Origin of the sequence: Pseudomonas sp. P4795, assembly GCF_048822895.1 — a bacterium.
Lineage (GTDB): Bacteria > Pseudomonadota > Gammaproteobacteria > Pseudomonadales > Pseudomonadaceae > Aquipseudomonas.
The window spans coordinates 197,566-216,326 of sequence record NZ_JBMFBT010000002.1 but is presented as its reverse complement, the minus strand read 5'-3'; the positions used below and the strand labels follow the sequence as shown (position 1 = coordinate 216,326).

The window sequence follows — 18,761 nt, the reverse complement described above, 5'->3', positions numbered from 1 at the left end:
GCAGGAATTTCTGCGCCACGCTCGTGCCCAATCCGCTAGTCTTGCTGCATTCTGAAAAGGAGTCGCCCATGTTCGAATCCGCTGAAATCGGTCACGCCATCGACAAAGAAAACTACGAGGCCGCAGTCCCTGCGCTGCGTGAAGCGCTGCTCGAAGCGCAGTTCGAGTTGCAGCAGCAAAAGCGTTTCCCGGTGATCATTCTGATCAACGGCATCGAAGGCGCCGGCAAGGGCGAGACGGTCAAACTGCTCAACGAATGGATGGACCCGCGCCTGATCGAAGTGCGCACTTTCGATCAGCAGACCGACGAAGAACTGGCGCGACCACCGGCCTGGCGCTACTGGCGGATGCTCCCGGCCAAGGGGCGCATGGGGATTTTCTTCGGCAACTGGTACAGCCAGATGTTGCAGGCGCGAGTGCACGGGATGTTCAAGGACCCGCGACTCGATCAGGCCATCGCGGGTGCCGAGCGCCTGGAAAAGATGCTCTGCGACGAAGGCGCGCTGATCTTCAAATTCTGGTTCCACCTGTCCAAGAAACAGATGAAGGCACGGCTCAAGGCACTCGCCGACGACCCGCTACACAGCTGGCGCATCAGCCCGCTGGACTGGCAGCAATCGGCAACCTACGACAAGTTCGTGAAATTCGGCGAGCGCGTGCTGCGCCGCACCAGTCGCGACTACGCGCCATGGCATGTGATTGAAGGCATGGACGCGCATTACCGCAGTCTGGCGGTGGGCAAGATCTTGCTTGAGGGGCTGCAAGCGGCGCTGAAGCGTCCGGATGTCCGTCCAAAAGATGTCAGCGCGCAGCCGCTGGGTATCGCTGTCGATCAGTTGAACCTGCTCGACAGCCTCAAACTGACCCAGCATCTGGACAAGAAAGACTACGAAGAACAACTGATCACCGAGCAGGCGCGGCTGTCGGGTCTGATGCGTGACAAACGCATGCGTCGCCACGCTTTGATTGCGGTGTTCGAGGGCAATGATGCCGCGGGCAAGGGCGGGGCGATTCGCCGGGTGGCGGCGGCGCTCGATCCGCGTCAGTACAGCATCGTGCCGATTGCCGCGCCGACTGAAGAAGAACGTGCGCAGCCGTATCTGTGGCGTTTCTGGCGACACATTCCGGCACGCGGCAAGTTCACCGTGTTCGACCGCTCGTGGTACGGACGGGTGCTGGTGGAACGGGTCGAGGGCTTTTGCAGCACCGCCGACTGGATGCGTGCTTACGGCGAGATCAACGACTTCGAAGAGCAGATCGCCGATGCCGGGGTGATCGTGGTCAAGTTCTGGCTGGCGATCGACAAGGACACGCAAATGGAGCGTTTCCAGGAGCGCGAGGAAATCCCGTTCAAGCGCTTCAAGATCACCGAAGACGACTGGCGCAACCGCGACAAGTGGGACGCGTATCGCTCGGCAGTCGGCGACATGGTCGACCGCACCAGCACCGAAATCTCGCCGTGGACGCTGGTCGAGGCCAATGACAAGCGCTGGGCGCGGGTCAAAGTCTTGCGCACCATCAACCAGGCGCTGGAAGAGGCATTCGAGAAATCCGACAAGAAGGCCAAAAAACACAAAGACTGAAAACGATGAACACGCATACGCGAGGTGAATGATTGTCGCGGTCGGGAATCGGGTGGACTTATGCTCGGTCCACTCTCAACCGACAACAACAATGAGGTATGCCATGCGTGAAGTGGTGATCGTCGACAGCGTACGGACCGGCCTGGCCAAATCCTTTCGCGGCAAGTTCAACCAGACCCGCCCCGATGACATGGCCGCGCATTGCGTCAACGCGCTGCTCTCGCGCAACGACATCGACCCGGCCAGCGTCGAGGATTGCATCGTCGGCGCCGGTTCCAACGAGGGCGCGCAGGGCTACAACATCGGCCGTAATGTGGCGGTGCTCTCGCAATTGGGCACTGGCACGGCGGGCATGACCCTCAACCGTTTCTGTTCGTCGGGCTTGCAGGCGATTGCCATTGCGGCGAACCAGATTGCCTCAGGCTGCAGCGACATCATTGTCGCGGGTGGCGTCGAGTCGATCAGCCTGACCATGAAAAGCGTCAACACCGATCACCTGATCAACCCGCTGCTCAAGCAGCAGGCGCCGGGCATCTATTACACGATGGGCCAGACGGCCGAAATCGTCGCACGTTGCTATGACGTCAGCCGTGAGGCGCAGGATCGTTATGCGCTGCAAAGTCAGATTCGCACTGCGCAGGCGCAGGCGGCGGGTTTGTTCAACGATGAAATCGTGCCGATGGCGGTTAAATACCGGGTAGAGGACAAGAACACTGGGGACGTGCAGATCCTTGACGGCATCGTCGAGCGCGATGACTGCAATCGCCCGGACACCACTTATGAAAGCCTCGCCGGGCTGAAACCGGTATTCGCCGAGGACGGTTCGGTGACCGCCGGCAATTCGTCGCAGCTGTCCGACGGTGCGTCGATGACGCTGGTGATGAGCCTGGAAAAAGCCCTGCAACTGGGGCTCAAGCCGAAAGCGTTTTTCCGTGGTTTCACCGTGGCCGGTTGCGCGCCGGATGAAATGGGCATCGGCCCGGTGTTCTCGGTGCCGAAACTGCTCAAGGCAAAAGGTTTGCAAGTGGCGGATATCGATTTGTGGGAATTGAACGAGGCGTTCGCTTCGCAGTGCCTGTACAGCCGTGATCGGCTGGAGATCGACAACGAGAAGTACAACGTCAATGGCGGCTCGATTTCGATTGGTCACCCGTTCGGCATGACCGGATCGCGGCAGGTCGGACATCTGGTGCGCGAGTTGCAGCGGCGCAATTTGCGTTATGGGATTGTGACCATGTGCGTGGGTGGCGGGATGGGGGCGACGGGGTTGTTTGAGGCGGTTCGTTAAGCTCTGAGATATTTTTTGTCAGTTGGATAGTCATCGCTGGCAAGCCAGCTCCGACAGGTTTTCGGGGTAGACACCGATATTGTGTACACCAGCGAACACTGTGGGAGCTGGCTTGCCAGCGATTGGATCACCACAACTTACCTGTGGGAATCCAACAGCTGCATCCGCGCGATGTAGGCGCGGATCTCTTGCTCGGCTTTCTCGGGACTGTCAAACGGCCCTTCGAGGGTATTCTCCCGGGTGCTGAAAAACAGTTCGCCATTCACCCGGCACAGGCGATCGCTGCGAAAGTGCGTGGCGGGAGCGGGATCCTGGGCGCGCATGCCTAACATGACGGTCTCCTTGGTCAGTAGTGTCCCGAGTGGATGCAACGAGCTTATGCCTGAACCACTTACCGCGCCCGGCGAGCCGATCAACGGCCAATCGTCAATATTCTGCTGCGACCTGCACAGTTGCGTTTGCGGCTGGAGCGCAACTGTCTCTGTGTCGCCTGTGCCGCTGCGCCTAGAATGGCCGTTCCTGTCGCAGTCTTTTTGGGGTTCTCATGCACGTTTCATCGGGTCGCTGGGTCTACGGAATGTTCCTCGCCTTGCTGACCGCGGTGCTGTGGGGAATTCTGCCGATCAAACTCAAACAGGTGCTGCTGGTGATGGACCCGGTCACCGTGACCTGGTTTCGTTTGTTGGTGTCAGGCGGCTGTCTGTTCATTTATCTGGCGGCTACCCGACGTTTACCGAGTCGCAAGGTGCTCGGGCCAAAGGGCGGCTGGCTGGTGCTGATGGCGGTGCTCGGGCTGGTCGGCAATTACGTGTTGTACCTGATGGGCCTCAACCTGCTCAGCCCCGGAACCGCGCAATTGGTGGTGCAGATGGGGCCGATCATGTTGCTGATCGCCAGCCTGTTCGTGTTCAAGGAGCGCTTCAGCATTGGCCAGGGTATCGGGCTGCTGGTGCTGTTGCTTGGCTTTGCGCTGTTCTTCAATCAGCGCCTGGCTGAGCTGCTGACCTCGTTGTCCGATTACACCGCAGGCGTGCTGCTGGTGCTGCTGGCTTCAACCGTGTGGACGTTTTATGCGCTGGGCCAGAAGCAGTTGCTGACGGTGTGGAATTCGCTGCAGGTGATGATGGTGATTTACCTGTTCTGCGCGTTGCTGCTGACGCCGTGGGTGCATCCGCTGGAAGCGTTGGAACTGAGTCCATTGCAAGGCTGGCTGCTGCTGGCGTGCTGCATGAATACCTTGATTGCGTATGGCGCGTTTGCCGAAGCGCTGGCGCATTGGGAAGCATCAAGGGTCAGTGCGACGTTGGCGATTACGCCATTGGTGACGTTCGGTGCGGTGGCGATTGCGGCGCGGATGTGGCCGGAATATGTGCATGCCGAGCAGATCAATGCGCTGGGCTACGGCGGGGCGGTGTTGGTGGTGGTTGGATCGGCGCTGGTGGCGTTGGGGCCTTCGTTGATTGCCGGATTACGCGCGCGGCGGTTACGGATGGCTGCCGGTTAACCGCGTCATCGTTCATCGCGGGCAAGCCACGCTCCCACAGGGTTATGCAATTTCCTGTGGGAGCGTGGCTTGCCCGCGATGGCGGACTATAAATCACTACAAATTTCAGCCCTTGGCACCAGCCTCGATCATGTTCTCCGGCCGCACCCACGCATCAAACTCTGCATCGGTCAGATAACCCAGTTGCAGCGCCGCCTCACGCAAGGTCAGCCCCTCGCTGTAAGCCTTCTTGGCAATCTCCGCCGATTTGTCATAACCGATATGCGGATTCAGCGCCGTCACCAGCATCAAGCCACGTTCCAGATGCTTGGCCATGACTTCGGCATCCGGTTCCAGCCCGGCAATGCAGTGCTGCTGGAAGTTGCTGCAGCCATCGGCCAGCAGGCGAATCGATTGCAGCAGGTTATGGATGATCACCGGTTTGAACACGTTCAATTGCAGGTGACCTTGACTCGCCGCGAAACCGATCGCGACGTCATTGCCCATGACCTGACAGGCGAGCATCGACAGCGCTTCACACTGCGTCGGGTTGACCTTGCCGGGCATGATCGAGCTGCCCGGTTCATTGGCCGGCAAACGCACCTCGGCAAAACCCGCGCGTGGGCCGGAGCCGAGCAGACGCAGGTCGTTGGCGATTTTCATCAGCGCCACGGCGAGGGTTTTCAGCGCGCCGGAGAGGGTGGTCAGCGGCTCGTGACCGGCCAGCGCGGCAAACTTGTTCGGCGCGGTGACGAATGGCAAACCGGACAGCGCCGCCAGTTCTGCTGCTATCGCCTCACCAAAACCATGTGGCGAATTCAGCCCGGTACCTACAGCCGTGCCGCCCTGCGCCAGCTCACACACTGCCGGCAATGCCGCACGAATCGCGCGTTCGGCGTAATCCAGTTGCGCGATGTACGCCGAAATTTCCTGGCCGAAGGTGATCGGCGTCGCGTCCATCATGTGCGTGCGTCCGGTTTTCACCAGTTTCATATGGCGCGCCGCCAGTTCCGCCAAGCCTCCGGACAGCTCGGCGATGGCCGGCAGCAGTTGCGCCTGCACCGCTTGCACGGTGGCGATGCTCATGGCCGTCGGGAAGCAGTCATTGGAGCTTTGCGAGCGGTTGACGTGATCGTTCGGGTGTACCGGCGACTTGCCGCCGCGCGGTTTGCCGGCCAGTTCGTTGGCGCGACCGGCAATCACCTCGTTGACGTTCATGTTGCTTTGCGTGCCGCTGCCGGTCTGCCAGACCACCAGCGGGAAGTGTTCGTCGTGCTGGCCGTCGAGGATTTCGTCGGCGGCTTGCTCGATCAGGCGGGCGATGTCGGCCGGCAGGTCGCCATTGCGGTCATTGACCCGGGCCGCGGCTTTCTTGATCAGGGCCAGTGCGTGCAGCACCGGCAGCGGCATTTTTTCCTGGCCGATGGCGAAATTGATCAGCGAGCGTTGCGTCTGAGCGCCCCAGTAGGCGTCGTCCGGGACATCGATCTGGCCCAGGCTGTCGGTTTCGATACGGCTCATCGTGCACACTCCTGTTGGTCTGTTTGCGCTGTTTAGGCCGGGCTCGACCCAAGTGGTTCCATCGATCTGATTGTTGACCGCTAACGCCCGCCAATCAAGCGCGGCAAGGCTCGGGGGTTGAGCCGCAGCGTTATTCAGGCGCAGAATGGTCGCCCTTGGGGTTTTACCTCGCTCAGCTGAAAAGGAAACTCGATGACTCGTCTTCGTGCCATCTGTACCGCGGTAGCTCTGGTTTGCGCCAGCGGCCCGGTTTTTGCCGATACCGCCAGCCATAACGCCAGTGCCGAAGCCTTCCTGACCCTGGCACACGCTGACAAACTGGGCACTCCGGTGTACATGCAAGTTCAGCAAATGTTCGCTCAGCGCTTTGAGCAGACCAAAGCCCCGGAATCCAAGAAAGCCCTTCTGGAAACCTATCAGGCCAAGGCCAACGCCGCGCTGGATCAGGCCATTGGCTGGAACAAGCTCAAGCCGGACATGGTCAAGCTCTACACCACCAACTTCAGCGAATCCGAGCTGAAAGACCTGGTAGCGTTCTACAAGTCGCCACTGGGCAAGAAAGTCCTGGAAAAAATGCCGCAGCTGACTCAGCAATCGGCCCAGATGACTCAAGCCAAGCTGGAAAGCGCAGTGCCTGTAGTCAACAAGCTGCTGGCTGACATGACCGCCGAGCTGGAGCCTAAAGGCGCCGCTCCTGCCAAGAAAAAGCCATAAGCGGAGTTCGTGATGAGCATGCAACAACGCATCGAATCGACGCTGGGCCTGCTACAGCCCGAGCATCTGCAAGTGCTGGATGAAAGCCACATGCACAGTCGCGGGTTACAGACCCACTACAAAGCTGTGGTTGTCAGCGCGCAGTTCGAGGGTCTGAGTCGGGTCAAGCGCCACCAGAAAGTCTACGGCACGCTCGGCGAGCTGATGGGCGAGTTTCATGCGTTGGCGCTGCACACCTACACCCCGCAGGAATGGGTAGACGTCGGCACCGCTCCGGCCTCGCCGACGTGTGCCGGCGGCAGCAAGCACTGATTTGGATCTGAAGAGTCATTGTGTCGAGGGGCTTTTGTGGCGAGGGGATTTATCCCCGTTGGGCTGCGAAGCGGCCCCAAAACCATTCAACTCCGTTGTTTCTGCCGAAACCGCGTTTACCGGGTTTACGACTGCTGCGCAGCCGAACGGGGATAAATCCCCTCGCCACAGGGTCTTGTGTTGCTACATAGATATCTGGCGGTCCTAAAATCTTCGTGTTTTTGCTAGAATCCGCAACGCGCCGCTCACCCGGCGCGTTTTTTTTCGCATCCGGTTCACCCTTTACGAGGGTAGCCACCTGGAGAATTACCATGACACAACCGATTGTCGTGGCGGCACTGTATAAGTTCGTCACCCTCGAAGATTACGTCAACCTGCGCGAGCCACTGCTGCAAGCGATGGTCGACAACGGCATCAAAGGCACGCTGCTGATTGCTGAAGAAGGCATCAACGGCACCGTTTCCGGTAGCCGCGAAGGCATCGACGGCCTGCTCGCCTGGCTGCGCAGCGATCCGCGTATGGTCGACATCGATCACAAGGAATCGTACTGCGACGACCAGCCGTTCTACCGCACCAAGGTCAAGCTCAAGAAAGAGATCGTGACCCTCGGTGTCGAAGGCGTCGACCCGAACAAAAAGGTCGGCACCTACGTTGAACCGCAAGACTGGAACGCGCTGATCAGCGACCCGGAAGTGCTGTTGATCGACACGCGCAACGATTACGAAGTGTCGATCGGCACCTTCGAAGGCGCCATCGATCCGAAAACCACCAGTTTTCGCGAATTCCCTGATTACATCAAAGCTCACTTCAACCCGGCCGTGCACAAGAAGGTTGCGATGTTCTGCACCGGTGGCATTCGCTGCGAGAAGGCCTCGAGCTACATGCTCGGCGAGGGCTACGAAGAGGTTTACCACCTCAAGGGCGGCATCCTGAAGTACCTCGAAGAAGTGCCGCAGGAAGAAACCAAGTGGCAGGGCGACTGCTTCGTGTTCGACAACCGCGTGACCGTGCGCCACGACCTCAGCGAAGGCGACTACGATCAATGTCATGCCTGCCGCACACCGGTCAGTGTTGAAGATCGCGCTTCCGAGCACTATGTGGCCGGCATCAGCTGCCCACATTGCTGGGACACGCTGAGCGAGAAGACTCGCCGCAGTGCGATCGACCGCCAGAAGCAGATCGAACTGGCCAAGGCCCGCAACATGCCGCACCCGATCGGCTACAACTATAAGCAAGCATCCACCGAGGCCTGAACCATGTCAGCGCGCCTGCTCTATGTGATGGATCCGATGTGTTCCTGGTGCTGGGGATTTGCTCCGGTGGCCAAGGCGCTGGTCGAGCAGGCGCAGGCAGCCGGGGTCGAGCTGCACCTGGTGGTCGGCGGCTTGCGCACCGGCAGTGGTTCGGCGCTGGAGCCGACCACCCGGCGCTATATCCTCGAGCATTGGCAAGCAGTCACCGACACCACCGGTCAGCCGTTCAATTTCTACGGTGCGCTGCCCGATGGTTTTGTCTACGACACTGAGCCGGCCTGTCGCGCCATCGTCACCGCGCGCAGTCTGGCACCGGATTGCGCATGGATTCTGCTCGGTCTGATTCAACAAGCGTTTTACGTTGAAGGCCGCGACGTCACCCGCGCCAGCGTGCTTGTCGAGTTGGCGGAACAGGCCGGCGTACCGCGCATCGAATTTGCCGCTGCTTTCGACCGGGCCGATCAGCACCTCGCCACCGAAGCCGATTTCACCTGGGTGCAGGATCTGGGCATCGCCGGATTCCCGACCCTGCTCGCCGAGCGCAATGGCCAACTGGCGTTGCTGACCAACGGTTACCAGCCGCTCAGCGAACTGTCGCCGCTGCTCGGCCGATGGCTGGAGCGCGCCGCCTGTGTCTGACCCGGCCGATGACACGCCAGCCGTAAAGCGTGTCGACCGGCTGAGCTGGGCAGAAGTCCGGCGACTGGCACTGCATCACAAAAAATCCCTGTGGATCGCCAACGGCGTGGCCGTACTGGCGACGCTGTGCAGCGTGCCGATTCCGTTGCTGCTGCCGTTGCTGGTGGACGAAGTCCTGCTCGGCCACGGTGATTCCGCACTGAAAGTCATGAACCATCTGCTGCCGTCGATGTGGCAGCAAGCGGCGGGCTATATCGGCCTGATGCTGCTGGTCACACTGACCCTGCGCTGCGGCTCCCTATGCTTTGGCGTCCTGCAGTCGCGGCTGTTTGCGCGCCTGGCCAAAGACATCGTCTACCGCATTCGCGTGCGTTTGATCGATCGCCTCAAACGCATTTCCCTCGCCGAGTACGAAAGCCTCGGCAGCGGCACGGTAACCACGCATCTGGTGACCGATCTCGACACGCTGGACAAGTTTGTCGGCGAAACCCTCAGCCGGTTTCTGGTGGCGATGCTGACGCTGGTCGGCACCGCGAGCATCCTGATGTGGATGCACTGGAAACTCGCGCTGCTGATTCTGCTGTTCAATCCGCTGGTGATCTACGCCACGGTGCAGTTGGGCAAACGGGTCAAGCATCTCAAGAAACTCGAGAACGACAGCACCGCGCGCTTCACCCAGGCGCTGAGCGAAACCCTCGATGCGATTCAGGAAGTGCGCGCCGGCAACCGTCAGGGATTCTTCCTCGGACGGCTTGGTTTGCGCGCGCAGGAAGTGCGCAACTACGCGGTCAATTCGCAGTGGAAGACTGATGCTTCCAACCGCGCCAGCGGTCTGTTGTTTCAGTTCGGCATCGATATCTTTCGCGCGGCGGCCATGCTGACCGTGCTGTTTTCCGACCTGTCGATCGGGCAGATGTTGGCGGTGTTCAGTTACCTGTGGTTCATGATCGGCCCGGTCGAACAACTGCTCAATCTGCAATATGCCTACTACGCGGCCGGCGGTGCGCTGACGCGGATCAACGAGTTGCTGGCGCGGGCCGACGAGCCGCAATATCCGGGCGGCGTCGATCCGTTCAAGGGCCGCGACACCGTGGGCATTCAGGTGCAAGGACTGAGCTTCGGGTATGGCGATGATCTGGTGCTGGATCAGCTCGATCTGTCGATTGCACCGGGCGAGAAAGTCGCGATTGTCGGGGCCAGTGGCGGCGGCAAAAGTACTTTGGTGCAGTTGCTGCTCGGGCTATACACGCCGTTGTCCGGGACTATTCGATTCGGTGGTTCGACCCAGCAGGAAATCGGCCTCGACACCGTGCGTGAAAACGTCGCGGTGGTGCTGCAACATCCCGCGCTGTTCAACGACACAGTACGCGCGAACCTGACCATGGGCCGCACGCGCAGTGACGAAGCCTGCTGGCAGGCACTGGAAATCGCTCAGCTCGAAGCGACCATTCGCGCACTGCCGGAAGGGCTCGACAGCATCGTCGGCCGCTCCGGGGTGCGCTTGTCCGGTGGCCAGCGCCAACGCTTGGCGATTGCGCGGATGATCCTCGCCGAGCCGAAAGTGGTGATCCTCGACGAAGCCACCTCGGCCCTCGACGCCGCCACCGAATACAATCTGCATCAGGCCATGGCGCGCTTCCTCAATGGCCGCACCACGCTGATCATCGCCCACCGCCTGTCAGCGGTGAAGCAGGCTGATCGGGTGCTGGTGTTCGATGGCGGGCAAGTGGCCGAGGATGGCGACCATCAGCAACTGATTGCCGATGGCGGGTTGTACGCCAAGCTTTATGGGCATTTGCAGCGCTTGTAGGTCATTTCCATAGCACCTGCAGTGCGTCAGACGCGCCGTTATGACCAAACTCCTTGATCACCACCGAACAGCTGTTGCATGGCGGCATGGTGGTCGCCACGTCGATCGTCTGGATGTCCTTGCTGTCTGGATACTTGGCGCGGATCACGCTGATCAGTTTGGCCTCGCTGTCCAGCGAAGTCGGTCGCGTGGTCAACGCAGGCGTGTAGGTCTCGATGTTTTTTATCGTATGCGGGATGGCCAGCACTTTGCCGTCGCTGGATAGGTTCAACGACGTTCTGCTGAATGTCTGGCCGAAATCAATGTTGAAGTAGGTGGTATCTCCCACTATGACATTGCCCGGCGCGACTGAATTTTTGAACAGCGGCAATTCGCTGGTCAGTCCCTGTGCACCTGACACGCTGACGTAAACTTCGCGGGCGCCGGTCGTAGTCACGATATCTGCAAAGGCGATATTTCGTGGGTTGCCCGCGCGGAATCTGCGCGGCAGCAGTTTCTGGAATTTAGCCATCGTCGCATTGATCCGCAGATCAGCGTTGGGCCTGACGTTGATTGTGCTGCTGGCAAACAGCGTGTCGAAGATGTCTGCGCTTCTCTGGCGAAAGGTCTGCGAGGCGTCCCGACTGCGCGACCACGACGTGGCGCCAGCCGGGAGTGTGCTGACAATCATCCGTGTGGAGTGGTCGAACAGCACGGCTTCGCCAGGGCTGGTATCGACCTTGAGCAGCTTCAGGGTATCGGGCGGGTTCACGTGACCACCAATGGGAATGGCAATGTCATTCATGGTTTTCAAGGCGCGCTCGACAGTATCGACCCCGTATATCCTGGCCATGTTGTTGGCGTTGATGGAGCCGGTATACACCGTCAGCAATTCCTCACGCAGATCGGCCGCCAATGATGAAGCCTTGTTGAACGTCAGTGCGTCACTCAGGCTTTGCTGGATTGGCAACTCGGCGACGTAAAACTCAGCGGCATCAAGGCGCGCGAAAACATATTGCTTCGCGCCGTCCATTGACTCGACGATGATCGCCCCCGATTTGAACGTGTGAAGGTCGCCTTGGCTGGTTACGCGGATATCGACGCGAGCATAGATGCCTTTGCGAAAGTCCACTTTACCCTTTAGGTGCGCGCGGGCTCGCAGGCCATTGACTGTCAGGTTTGGACGGCCAGGCGCGGGGATGTAAACAGTGTCTCCGAACCAGAGTGCCCAGCCCTTTGTTGTATCGAAGGTACCGTCGGCCGGAGTAGGCGCTGGAGTTCTTGTCACGTAACGGGTCATGCAGTCATCACCCCCCGCGCGCCGGATCCGGCACGGGAGCGCAGTGAGCCTGTCAGTGGTGTCTATCGTGTCGGTGCGACGCAGGACGTTTTGGTCGAGTCGGTAGGCTGCATCATCGATGAATGTCGTTTGACTGCCGTCGACCTCCATTATCTGGCGGATTCTGCTGTTCTGCGCTACCTCGACAATCGTGAAACCGTCAGCGGTCTGCGTCGGTAGATACGCGGTTCGCCCGAGTGTCATTTTAGTGCCGAGTGTCGGGCCGAAAGGTTTGCCGGCCAAGGGGTCGATTACTCGATAGTCCGCTGCGCCGGCATCTGCAATGTTACGAACAGGGACATTGTCGACCCCTTTTACGGATGCCAGATCATCTACACCGGACAGAAGCCGGTAGTGGCCGGAATCCGCCAGTTGCGGGATACCGTTGATGAAGTCGTATTGACCGGTCTTGCGGGCGATTTTTTCAATACCTTTGGCCGCGCTCTTGAGCGCGAACCTGGTCGCCGCATAGAGTCCCCGCGCAGCAGCGGCGACCAGTGTCGGAACACCGTCCAGTGGATTGAAATTCTGCAGAGATGAGACCAGCAGTTTTCGCGACAGGCTGGAAAACTCGGGGAGAGCACTTTTGAAGCCCAGTCGGGCAGCGGTGCCGGCCAGTTTGGCGGTGCCGGAGATGAACTTGCCCAAGGGCAGAAAAAACGACACGGAGTCGGTATACATGCCAAACACCGCTGCTATGCGTTTGTTCGGATTGTCCGAATCCAGATCGTCGACATTGCCGAAGAACGGTAAAAACTTCAGAAGCTTGCCAAGCAGAGGGCCTTTCGACTCCCTGCGTTCCAGTTCCGTTTCCTGTCGTGCAGCAGCCAAAAGCTTTGCATCGTCGAAATAAAACAAATCGTTGGCAATGAACGCTGCAATCTTTGCTGTGCGCGTGGATGAAATACGCGGCGGGGTCTCGCTTGAGGGGTCAGCCCTGAACGCCTCGCCGAATTGGTCAATGATTGCGTTACATGTTGCATCTTTTTTCGGAATGCGGCCGTTTTCATGGGCATCCCAGTCAAAGGGCACTTCCCGACCACGCAGTACCTCAACTGTTGCCGAGCCGCCGAGCAATCGCCAGTCTTCAGTTGTCTTGCGGCCGTTTAACACACCAGGTGAAAAGTCGGGCAGCCTGCGAATGATTCCCGCGCGAGGCAGGCACTCGTACCAGCATGTGTGCTGGCCTTCGTTCAGTCGCAGGATGAACCCCATGCGCAGCCTTAGCGACTTTGTGAGAGCCGGTGTTTCCTGACCGAATTCGAGGTCTTTGGTGGGCGCTCTCAAGGTGAAAATTCTTGTTTCGCCATACTCCATGGCTTGCCGGTCATCATGGGGAAGCTGGGTAAACAGACTCATCAGCAGCGTTTTGTAGGCATCTTTGGTGGATGACAGATAAGTGTTGAAACTGGCTGCAAACAGCTTGTTGACATCGGGTAGCTTGCGCTTGATCACGATGTCGGGAATCCACTTGGCTGTGGTTTTCATGTTGCCGTTGGCATCGATACTGAAACGCGACGTGGATCTGCTCTGGCCGTCCGGCAGGGTGATGAACCATCCACAGGTGTGGTGCCGGTTCCACATGTATACATCGCGAAAGGCGTAGCTCTTGCTCTTGAAATCCGGTGGATCCTTTGGCCCGCTTCTGGCACCGTCCCCCTGGCCATAATCCCTGATCAGTTTTCGCCCATCCCGGGTAAATACATCCCAGCCGAATACTTTTCGTATCTGCTCATCGGCGATATCTCGTCGTAGTGGATAGTCGACGTCCATCTGGACGATGGCTGCTTTCAGAGCGCGGATGTGTTCGTCGAGTGCTTTGAGTGCGCGACCGTGTATTTCATCGCTTCTGACGTAATCCTCTTCTTCCTGCACGATGCCATTGGATATCGCCCAATCGACTGCGGGGGCAATTCTGCTCCACATGATCAGGTCTCGCTCCTGAGCCGTGGCTGTCTTGAGCGATTGCGCAGCGAAGTCCACCAGTTGCTGGAAGGTCATGTCAGGCACCCGCTCGGGCTGCAGCACTTCTGCGAGGGTTAGCCCTTGGACATAATTCACCCAGACTGGCGAGCTTCTGTAGGAGAGGTCAGGCGGAACGTCACGTACGTGGAAGTCACTGGGAAACTCGCACCGATAAAGACGGGCGAGCAGAATGGCTTCGCGCTGCGTCGCGGCGCGTTCGCTGCGCAGAAGATGCCTTTCGAACTGGCTCCAGATGGCCTGATAGCTTTTGCCGTAATTCCAGCGTTGTTGCCAGTCATATCCCGCAACCGTGCGCAGATCGTCGCCCTGCCGGCCCCATGTACGGATGGCTCTGCTCAGCAGTTTGTAACGGACGAAGGCTGATGTCTCCTGGTCGGGGCTGGCGCCGAACCATTCCAGCTTTTCCAGCAGTGCCTGGGCCAATCGGGAAGCGTCGGGTGATTGCAGGATCTTCTCGAGATAAACCGTAGGCGTAGTGCGAATCTGCTCGACAGTGGTCTGCGCGGCGATATTTCTCATCAGATAGCTGATTAGCGATGTTTGCGTACTGGGCAGAAATGACCTGACAGCGTCGATTATTCTTGCATTCGCTGTCTGCAACAGCAGCTTGTCCATGCTCATGTTTTGCTCGGGTGCCACAGCCCGGATGAGTGCCAGTGCTTTGCGATCGGTTGCCGAAGCCGGGTGCGTGAGCGAGTCGATGTTGACGCCGCAATCCAGCTGCAGCGAATGCCTGGCCAGTTTCTCTTGTAGCCAGTGAATGGACGCCTGATGCGCTGTTTCATCAACACGGTTCCAGGGGGCCATGCCGTAATACAGTGCCATCTTTGCGAGACTGAAATAACCGTCTGCGCGAATCTGACCACCAGTTTTGCGTGCGGCGGTTTCGATTCGGGATGAGTGGGACCGCCATTCGGGTATTTCTGCCAGAGACAAAGTGACCCGTTGAAGGCTGTCTGTTCGCTGTCCCTCATAAAGGCTCTTGTCACCCGTCATAGTGAGCATCAAATGGCTGGGAGAAGCGTTCACGCGCGCGCATATTTGTTTAAAGACTTTATCTTTCAGCAGCGTTTGCAGCGCCGTAGTGCCTTCCCTCGCGTCAAGTTCAAGAGGAGATGACAGTTGGGGTTTGATGAATGTGTGCGTCAGTGCGTCGGGAAGCGAAGGCGCCTGGCGCAGCTTCACTAAAAGCTCTTTGTATTCTGCTTCGAGCGCGTGATGACGCTGAGCGAAGGAGGGCGAGGATGTAGCAGCAGATAACTCGGTTTGCGGGATTGAAGGAGGTTGCATGATCGACTGTCCTTGTCGGAGCGATTGGTCTGGTAGTCTTCAGTTCGGGATTTGGCCGTTGAAGCATTTGCAGTTAACTGTTTTCCAACGGTCGCCCTGAGGTACATATCTATTGCCAGCAAGAAAAGGGCTGATCGGGTGCCGCTTGCCTAGACCCTGAACCCCACCTAGTCTCCTCCTAGCGATTTCGTCCGGATGACGAGCGGACAGTGCTCATGCAAGGAAAACCATGAAGCAAAAGCGCACTCTCGGAACGCCACGGTTGTTGGGCATCGTCTGGCCATTTATTGCCGTCGTGTTGTTTCAAGCGTTGTTGGGCGGTGTGAGCCTCTATGTTCTTTCCGCCGTGCGCGGGTATGTGGCGGGCGAGAGCCTCTGGTCCAAGGGCCAGAAGGACGCCATCTATTACCTCAACCTGTACGCCGACAGTCGCGATGAAGAGATTTTCCTCAAGTACCAGAGTGCGATTGCCGTGCCGCAGGGCGGTCATCAGTTGCGTCTGGCGCTGGATCGGCAACCGCCGGATCTGCAAGCGGCGCGCGAGGGCATTCTCAAGGGCGGCAACCATCCCGACGATGTCTCCAGCCTGATCTGGCTGTATCTGAATTTTCGTCACTTCAGTTATCTGGAAACCGCCATCGAGCGCTGGACCGTCGGTGATGCTTATCTGGTGGAGCTTGATAACGTCGCGCAGGAGATGCATCAGCGCATCAGCGCTAATGCTGCCAGTGCAGGCGATATCCGGCGCTGGAAAGACCGCATCTTCGCCATCAATGACAGCGTGACCCCGGCCGCCAAGGGTTTCAGCGATGCACTGGGTGAAGGCTCACGGATGATCCTGCGCCTGCTGCTCTTGACCAACCTGGCCACGGCGCTCGGGCTGATCGTGCTGGCGCTGTGGCGCACCGACAAATTGCTCAAGCAGCGGCATGCGTTTGCCGAGGCGCTGCAGATGGAAAAGGATCGCGCGCACGTCACGCTGCAATCGATCGGGGACGGCGTCATCACCACCGATGTCGACGGTGCCATCGACTACATGAACCCCGCTGCCGAGGCCATGACTCACTGGAAAGCCGAGCAGGCTGCCGGCCTGCCACTGGCTGCGTTATTCAACTTGCTGGATGACAACGCCCAGACCGAGGGGCTGACGCTGATCGAGCACATTCTCAGCGGTCAGCTCAGCGGTGGTAGCGAGCATTCGAAACTGATCCAGCGCCTCGATGGCAGCACGGTTTCGGTGACGCTGGTCGGCGCGCCGATCCGCAACGCCGGTAAGGTCAGCGGCACCGTGCTGGTGTTGCATGACATGACTCAAGAACGGCAGTACATCGCCAACCTGTCGTGGCAGGCGACTCACGATGCTTTGACCGGGCTGGCCAACCGCCGCGAGTTCGAATATCGCCTCGAGCAGGCACTGCACAATCTCACGCGCCAGCCCGGGCGCCATGCGCTGATGTTCCTCGATCTGGATCAATTCAAACTGGTCAACGACACCTGCGGGCATGCGGCGGGCGATGAACTGCTGCGGCATATCTGTGCTCTTTTACAATCGGGCCTGCGCGAGGGCGACACGCTGGCGCGCCTGGGTGGCGACGAGTTCGGCATTCTGCTGGAGAACTGCGCGCCAGAAGCGGCCGAGAAGATTGCCGACAGCCTGCGGCAGACCGTACAGAATCTGCACTTCGTCTGGAAGGGCCGGCCGTTTCTGACCACCGTGAGCATCGGCCTGGTGCACGTTGCGCAGGCCCCGACCACCCTTGAAGCCTCACTGCGCGCGGCCGATATGGCCTGCTATATGGCCAAGGAAAAGGGGCGGAATCGAGTGCAGGTGTATCACGCCGACGATTCCGAGTTGTCGCTGCGCTTCGGCGAGATGGCCTGGGTCCAGCGTCTGCACATGGCCCTGGAAGAAAACCGTTTCTGTCTCTACGCCCAGGAAATAGCCCCGTTGGGATCTGGCGCCGGTGGTCGCGGGCACATCGAGATTCTGTTGCGTCTGCATGACGAGGCGGGGCGCATGATTCTTCCGGACAGCTTCATACCGGCAGCCGAACGTTACGGCTTGATGACTTCGCTGGATCGCTGGGTAGTTACTAACGTATTCAAGTTAATTGCCCAATGTATTAAAGAGCAGCACGAAGGCCCCTTGGCGATGTGTGCGATTAATCTTTCAGGCATTACTATAGGAGATGACGCGTTTTTGCACTTTCTGCGCGACCAGTTTGATAACTACTGCATACCTCCTGAAATGATTTGTTTTGAAATTACTGAAACCAGCGCTATTGCGAATTTGGGTAGTGCAATCCGTTTTATCAATGAACTCAAAGGCTTGGGTTGTTACTTTTCGCTTGATGATTTTTGCGCCGGAATGTCTTCATTCGCTTATCTGAAACATTTGCCTGTAGACTTCCTGAAGATCGACGGGAGTTTCGTAAAGGATATGCTGGACGACCCGATTAACCGCGCAATGGTCGAAGTGATCAATCACATTGGGCATGTCATGGGTAAACAGACAATTGCCGAGTTTGTCGAAACAGCGCAGATCGAGCAGGCATTGCTTGAGATCGGTGTGGATTACGCTCAGGGTTATGTGATTGAACGCCCGCAGTTGTTTACCTGCGACAGTTTGCAAAGTCGCCCCGCCAGACCGCAACCGCTGTTATTCAAAGCGCCTGGCACGTTCCGTTGAAGTCTCTCGCCGATCCGTATAATCACAAATCAAAAGGAGCCGAACAGTGATCGACACATTCAACCGAACCGGACCACTCATGGAAGCTGCAAGTTACCCCGCCTGGGCACAACAGTTGATCCAGGATTGCAGCGAGAGCAAACGCCGGGTTGTCGAACATGAACTTTATCTGCGCATGCGTGATAACAAGCTCAGCGCCAAAACCATGCGCCAGTACCTGATCGGGGGCTGGCCCGTCGTTGAGCAATTCGCGTTGTACATGGCGCAGAATCTGACTAAAACCAAGTTTGCCCGGCATCCGGGCGAAGACATGGCGCGGCGCTGGTTGATGCGCAATATCCGCGTCGAACTCAACCACGCCGATTACTGGGTGCATTGGAGTCGGGCGCACGGCGTGAGCCTCGAAGACTTGCAGGCGCAACAAGTGCCACCGGAACTGCATGCGCTAAGTCATTGGTGCTGGCACACCAGTTCGGCGGATTCGCTGATCGTGGCAATCGCTGCGACCAACTATGCAATCGAGGGCGCGACCGGGGAGTGGTCGGCGGTGGTCTGTTCCACCGGGGTATACGCTGCTGCGTTCCCGGAAGAGGATCGAAAGCGTGCGATGAAGTGGCTGAAGATGCACGCCCAGTACGACGATGCGCATCCTTGGGAAGCGCTGGAAATCATCTGCACGCTGGCCGGGATGAACCCGAGCAGGGCATTGCAGGCGGAACTGCGTCAGGCCGTGTGCAAGAGCTACGACTACATGTTCCTGTTTCTCGAGCGTTGCATGCAGCTCGAGTTGTCGGAGCGAGTAATGGTCGGGCGCGAACGCCGAGCGCTGGTTGAAAGCTGATTTCAGCTGATAAAAAAACGGGAGCCGCAAGGCT

General features: G+C 58.7%; 13 protein-coding genes. 10 read left to right on the top strand and 3 right to left on the bottom strand.

Annotated features, from left to right (window positions below; all coding sequences use genetic code 11):
- The first annotated feature begins 68 nt into the window (after positions 1-68).
- Together pap and ACOI8A_RS05210 are read left to right on the top strand one after the other, a co-directional pair.
- A complete protein-coding gene (gene pap, locus ACOI8A_RS05215; RefSeq protein WP_420646575.1) occupies positions 69-1,583 on the top strand; it encodes a polyphosphate:AMP phosphotransferase in 1,515 nt (504 codons plus the stop codon).
- Positions 1,584-1,686: 103 nt separating this feature from the next.
- On the top strand, positions 1,687-2,871 hold the full coding sequence (locus tag ACOI8A_RS05210; RefSeq protein ID WP_420646576.1) for a thiolase family protein: 1,185 nt from the start codon (positions 1,687-1,689) through the stop codon (positions 2,869-2,871).
- 137 nt (positions 2,872-3,008) lie between these two features.
- On the opposite strand, the gene ACOI8A_RS05205 is transcribed toward ACOI8A_RS05210, so the two are convergent.
- Positions 3,009-3,203, bottom strand: coding sequence for a DUF6316 family protein (locus tag ACOI8A_RS05205; RefSeq protein ID WP_420646577.1), 195 nt, complete (start codon positions 3,201-3,203; stop codon positions 3,009-3,011).
- Positions 3,204-3,415: 212 nt separating this feature from the next.
- Here ACOI8A_RS05205 and ACOI8A_RS05200 point away from each other — a divergent pair, with 212 nt between their 5' ends.
- On the top strand, positions 3,416-4,375 hold the full coding sequence (locus tag ACOI8A_RS05200; RefSeq protein ID WP_420646578.1) for a DMT family transporter: 960 nt from the start codon (positions 3,416-3,418) through the stop codon (positions 4,373-4,375).
- 105 nt (positions 4,376-4,480) lie between these two features.
- Here the strand turns inward: ACOI8A_RS05200 and ACOI8A_RS05195 are convergent, their stop codons facing one another.
- Positions 4,481-5,875 carry a class II fumarate hydratase gene (locus ACOI8A_RS05195; RefSeq protein WP_420646579.1) on the bottom strand — a complete coding sequence of 465 codons (1,395 nt, stop codon included), beginning with the start codon at positions 5,873-5,875 and terminating at the stop codon, positions 4,481-4,483.
- 192 nt (positions 5,876-6,067) lie between these two features.
- Here ACOI8A_RS05195 and ACOI8A_RS05190 point away from each other — a divergent pair, with 192 nt between their 5' ends.
- From ACOI8A_RS05190 to ACOI8A_RS05170, 5 genes are all read left to right on the top strand, one after another.
- A complete protein-coding gene (locus tag ACOI8A_RS05190) occupies positions 6,068-6,589 on the top strand; it encodes a DUF2059 domain-containing protein (protein ID WP_064676461.1) in 522 nt (173 codons plus the stop codon).
- A 12-nt stretch (positions 6,590-6,601) separates the two neighbouring features.
- Entirely contained in the window at positions 6,602-6,901 is a 300-nt protein-coding gene (locus ACOI8A_RS05185; protein WP_420646580.1) for a BolA family protein, read from the top strand.
- Between the two features lie 311 nt (positions 6,902-7,212).
- The gene (locus ACOI8A_RS05180; protein ID WP_420646581.1) at positions 7,213-8,154 is read left to right on the top strand and encodes a rhodanese-related sulfurtransferase; all 942 of its coding nucleotides are present in this window, start codon (positions 7,213-7,215) and stop codon (positions 8,152-8,154) included.
- A gap of 36 nt (positions 8,155-8,190) precedes the next feature.
- Complete coding sequence (locus ACOI8A_RS05175) at positions 8,191-8,793, top strand: DsbA family protein (RefSeq protein WP_420646686.1); 603 nt, start codon at positions 8,191-8,193, stop codon at positions 8,791-8,793.
- Positions 8,786-10,603 carry an ABC transporter ATP-binding protein gene (locus tag ACOI8A_RS05170; protein ID WP_420646582.1) on the top strand — a complete coding sequence of 606 codons (1,818 nt, stop codon included), beginning with the start codon at positions 8,786-8,788 and terminating at the stop codon, positions 10,601-10,603. The genes ACOI8A_RS05175 and ACOI8A_RS05170 overlap by 8 nt, the downstream gene beginning before the upstream one ends.
- Before the next feature lies 1 nt (position 10,604).
- Here the strand turns inward: ACOI8A_RS05170 and ACOI8A_RS05165 are convergent, their stop codons facing one another.
- Positions 10,605-15,197, bottom strand: coding sequence for a deaminase domain-containing protein (locus ACOI8A_RS05165; protein ID WP_420646583.1), 4,593 nt, complete (start codon positions 15,195-15,197; stop codon positions 10,605-10,607).
- A 229-nt stretch (positions 15,198-15,426) separates the two neighbouring features.
- Between ACOI8A_RS05165 and ACOI8A_RS05160 the strand changes: the two genes are divergently transcribed.
- Positions 15,427-17,886, top strand: a complete 2,460-nt coding sequence (locus ACOI8A_RS05160; RefSeq protein ID WP_420646584.1) for an EAL domain-containing protein — start codon at positions 15,427-15,429, stop codon at positions 17,884-17,886.
- A 46-nt stretch (positions 17,887-17,932) separates the two neighbouring features.
- Positions 17,933-18,727, top strand: a complete 795-nt coding sequence (locus ACOI8A_RS05155) for a TenA family transcriptional regulator (protein WP_420646585.1) — start codon at positions 17,933-17,935, stop codon at positions 18,725-18,727.
- The last annotated feature ends 34 nt before the right edge of the window (positions 18,728-18,761 follow it).

Bases quoted from the DNA above. Each gene is read 5' to 3' on its own strand.
- ACOI8A_RS05180 (WP_420646581.1), top strand. From the start codon at position 7,213: ATGACACAACCGATTGTCGTGGCGGCACTGTATAAGTTCGTCACCCTC.
- ACOI8A_RS05195 (WP_420646579.1), bottom strand. From the start codon at position 5,875: ATGAGCCGTATCGAAACCGACAGCCTGGGCCAGATCGATGTCCCGGAC.
- ACOI8A_RS05175 (WP_420646686.1), top strand. From the start codon at position 8,191: ATGTGTTCCTGGTGCTGGGGATTTGCTCCGGTGGCCAAGGCGCTGGTC.
- ACOI8A_RS05210 (WP_420646576.1), top strand. From the start codon at position 1,687: ATGCGTGAAGTGGTGATCGTCGACAGCGTACGGACCGGCCTGGCCAAA.
- ACOI8A_RS05205 (WP_420646577.1), bottom strand. From the start codon at position 3,203: ATGTTAGGCATGCGCGCCCAGGATCCCGCTCCCGCCACGCACTTTCGC.
- ACOI8A_RS05190 (WP_064676461.1), top strand. From the start codon at position 6,068: ATGACTCGTCTTCGTGCCATCTGTACCGCGGTAGCTCTGGTTTGCGCC.
- ACOI8A_RS05165 (WP_420646583.1), bottom strand. From the start codon at position 15,197: ATGCAACCTCCTTCAATCCCGCAAACCGAGTTATCTGCTGCTACATCC.
- ACOI8A_RS05160 (WP_420646584.1), top strand. From the start codon at position 15,427: ATGAAGCAAAAGCGCACTCTCGGAACGCCACGGTTGTTGGGCATCGTC.
- ACOI8A_RS05200 (WP_420646578.1), top strand. From the start codon at position 3,416: ATGCACGTTTCATCGGGTCGCTGGGTCTACGGAATGTTCCTCGCCTTG.
- pap (WP_420646575.1), top strand. From the start codon at position 69: ATGTTCGAATCCGCTGAAATCGGTCACGCCATCGACAAAGAAAACTAC.
- ACOI8A_RS05185 (WP_420646580.1), top strand. From the start codon at position 6,602: ATGAGCATGCAACAACGCATCGAATCGACGCTGGGCCTGCTACAGCCC.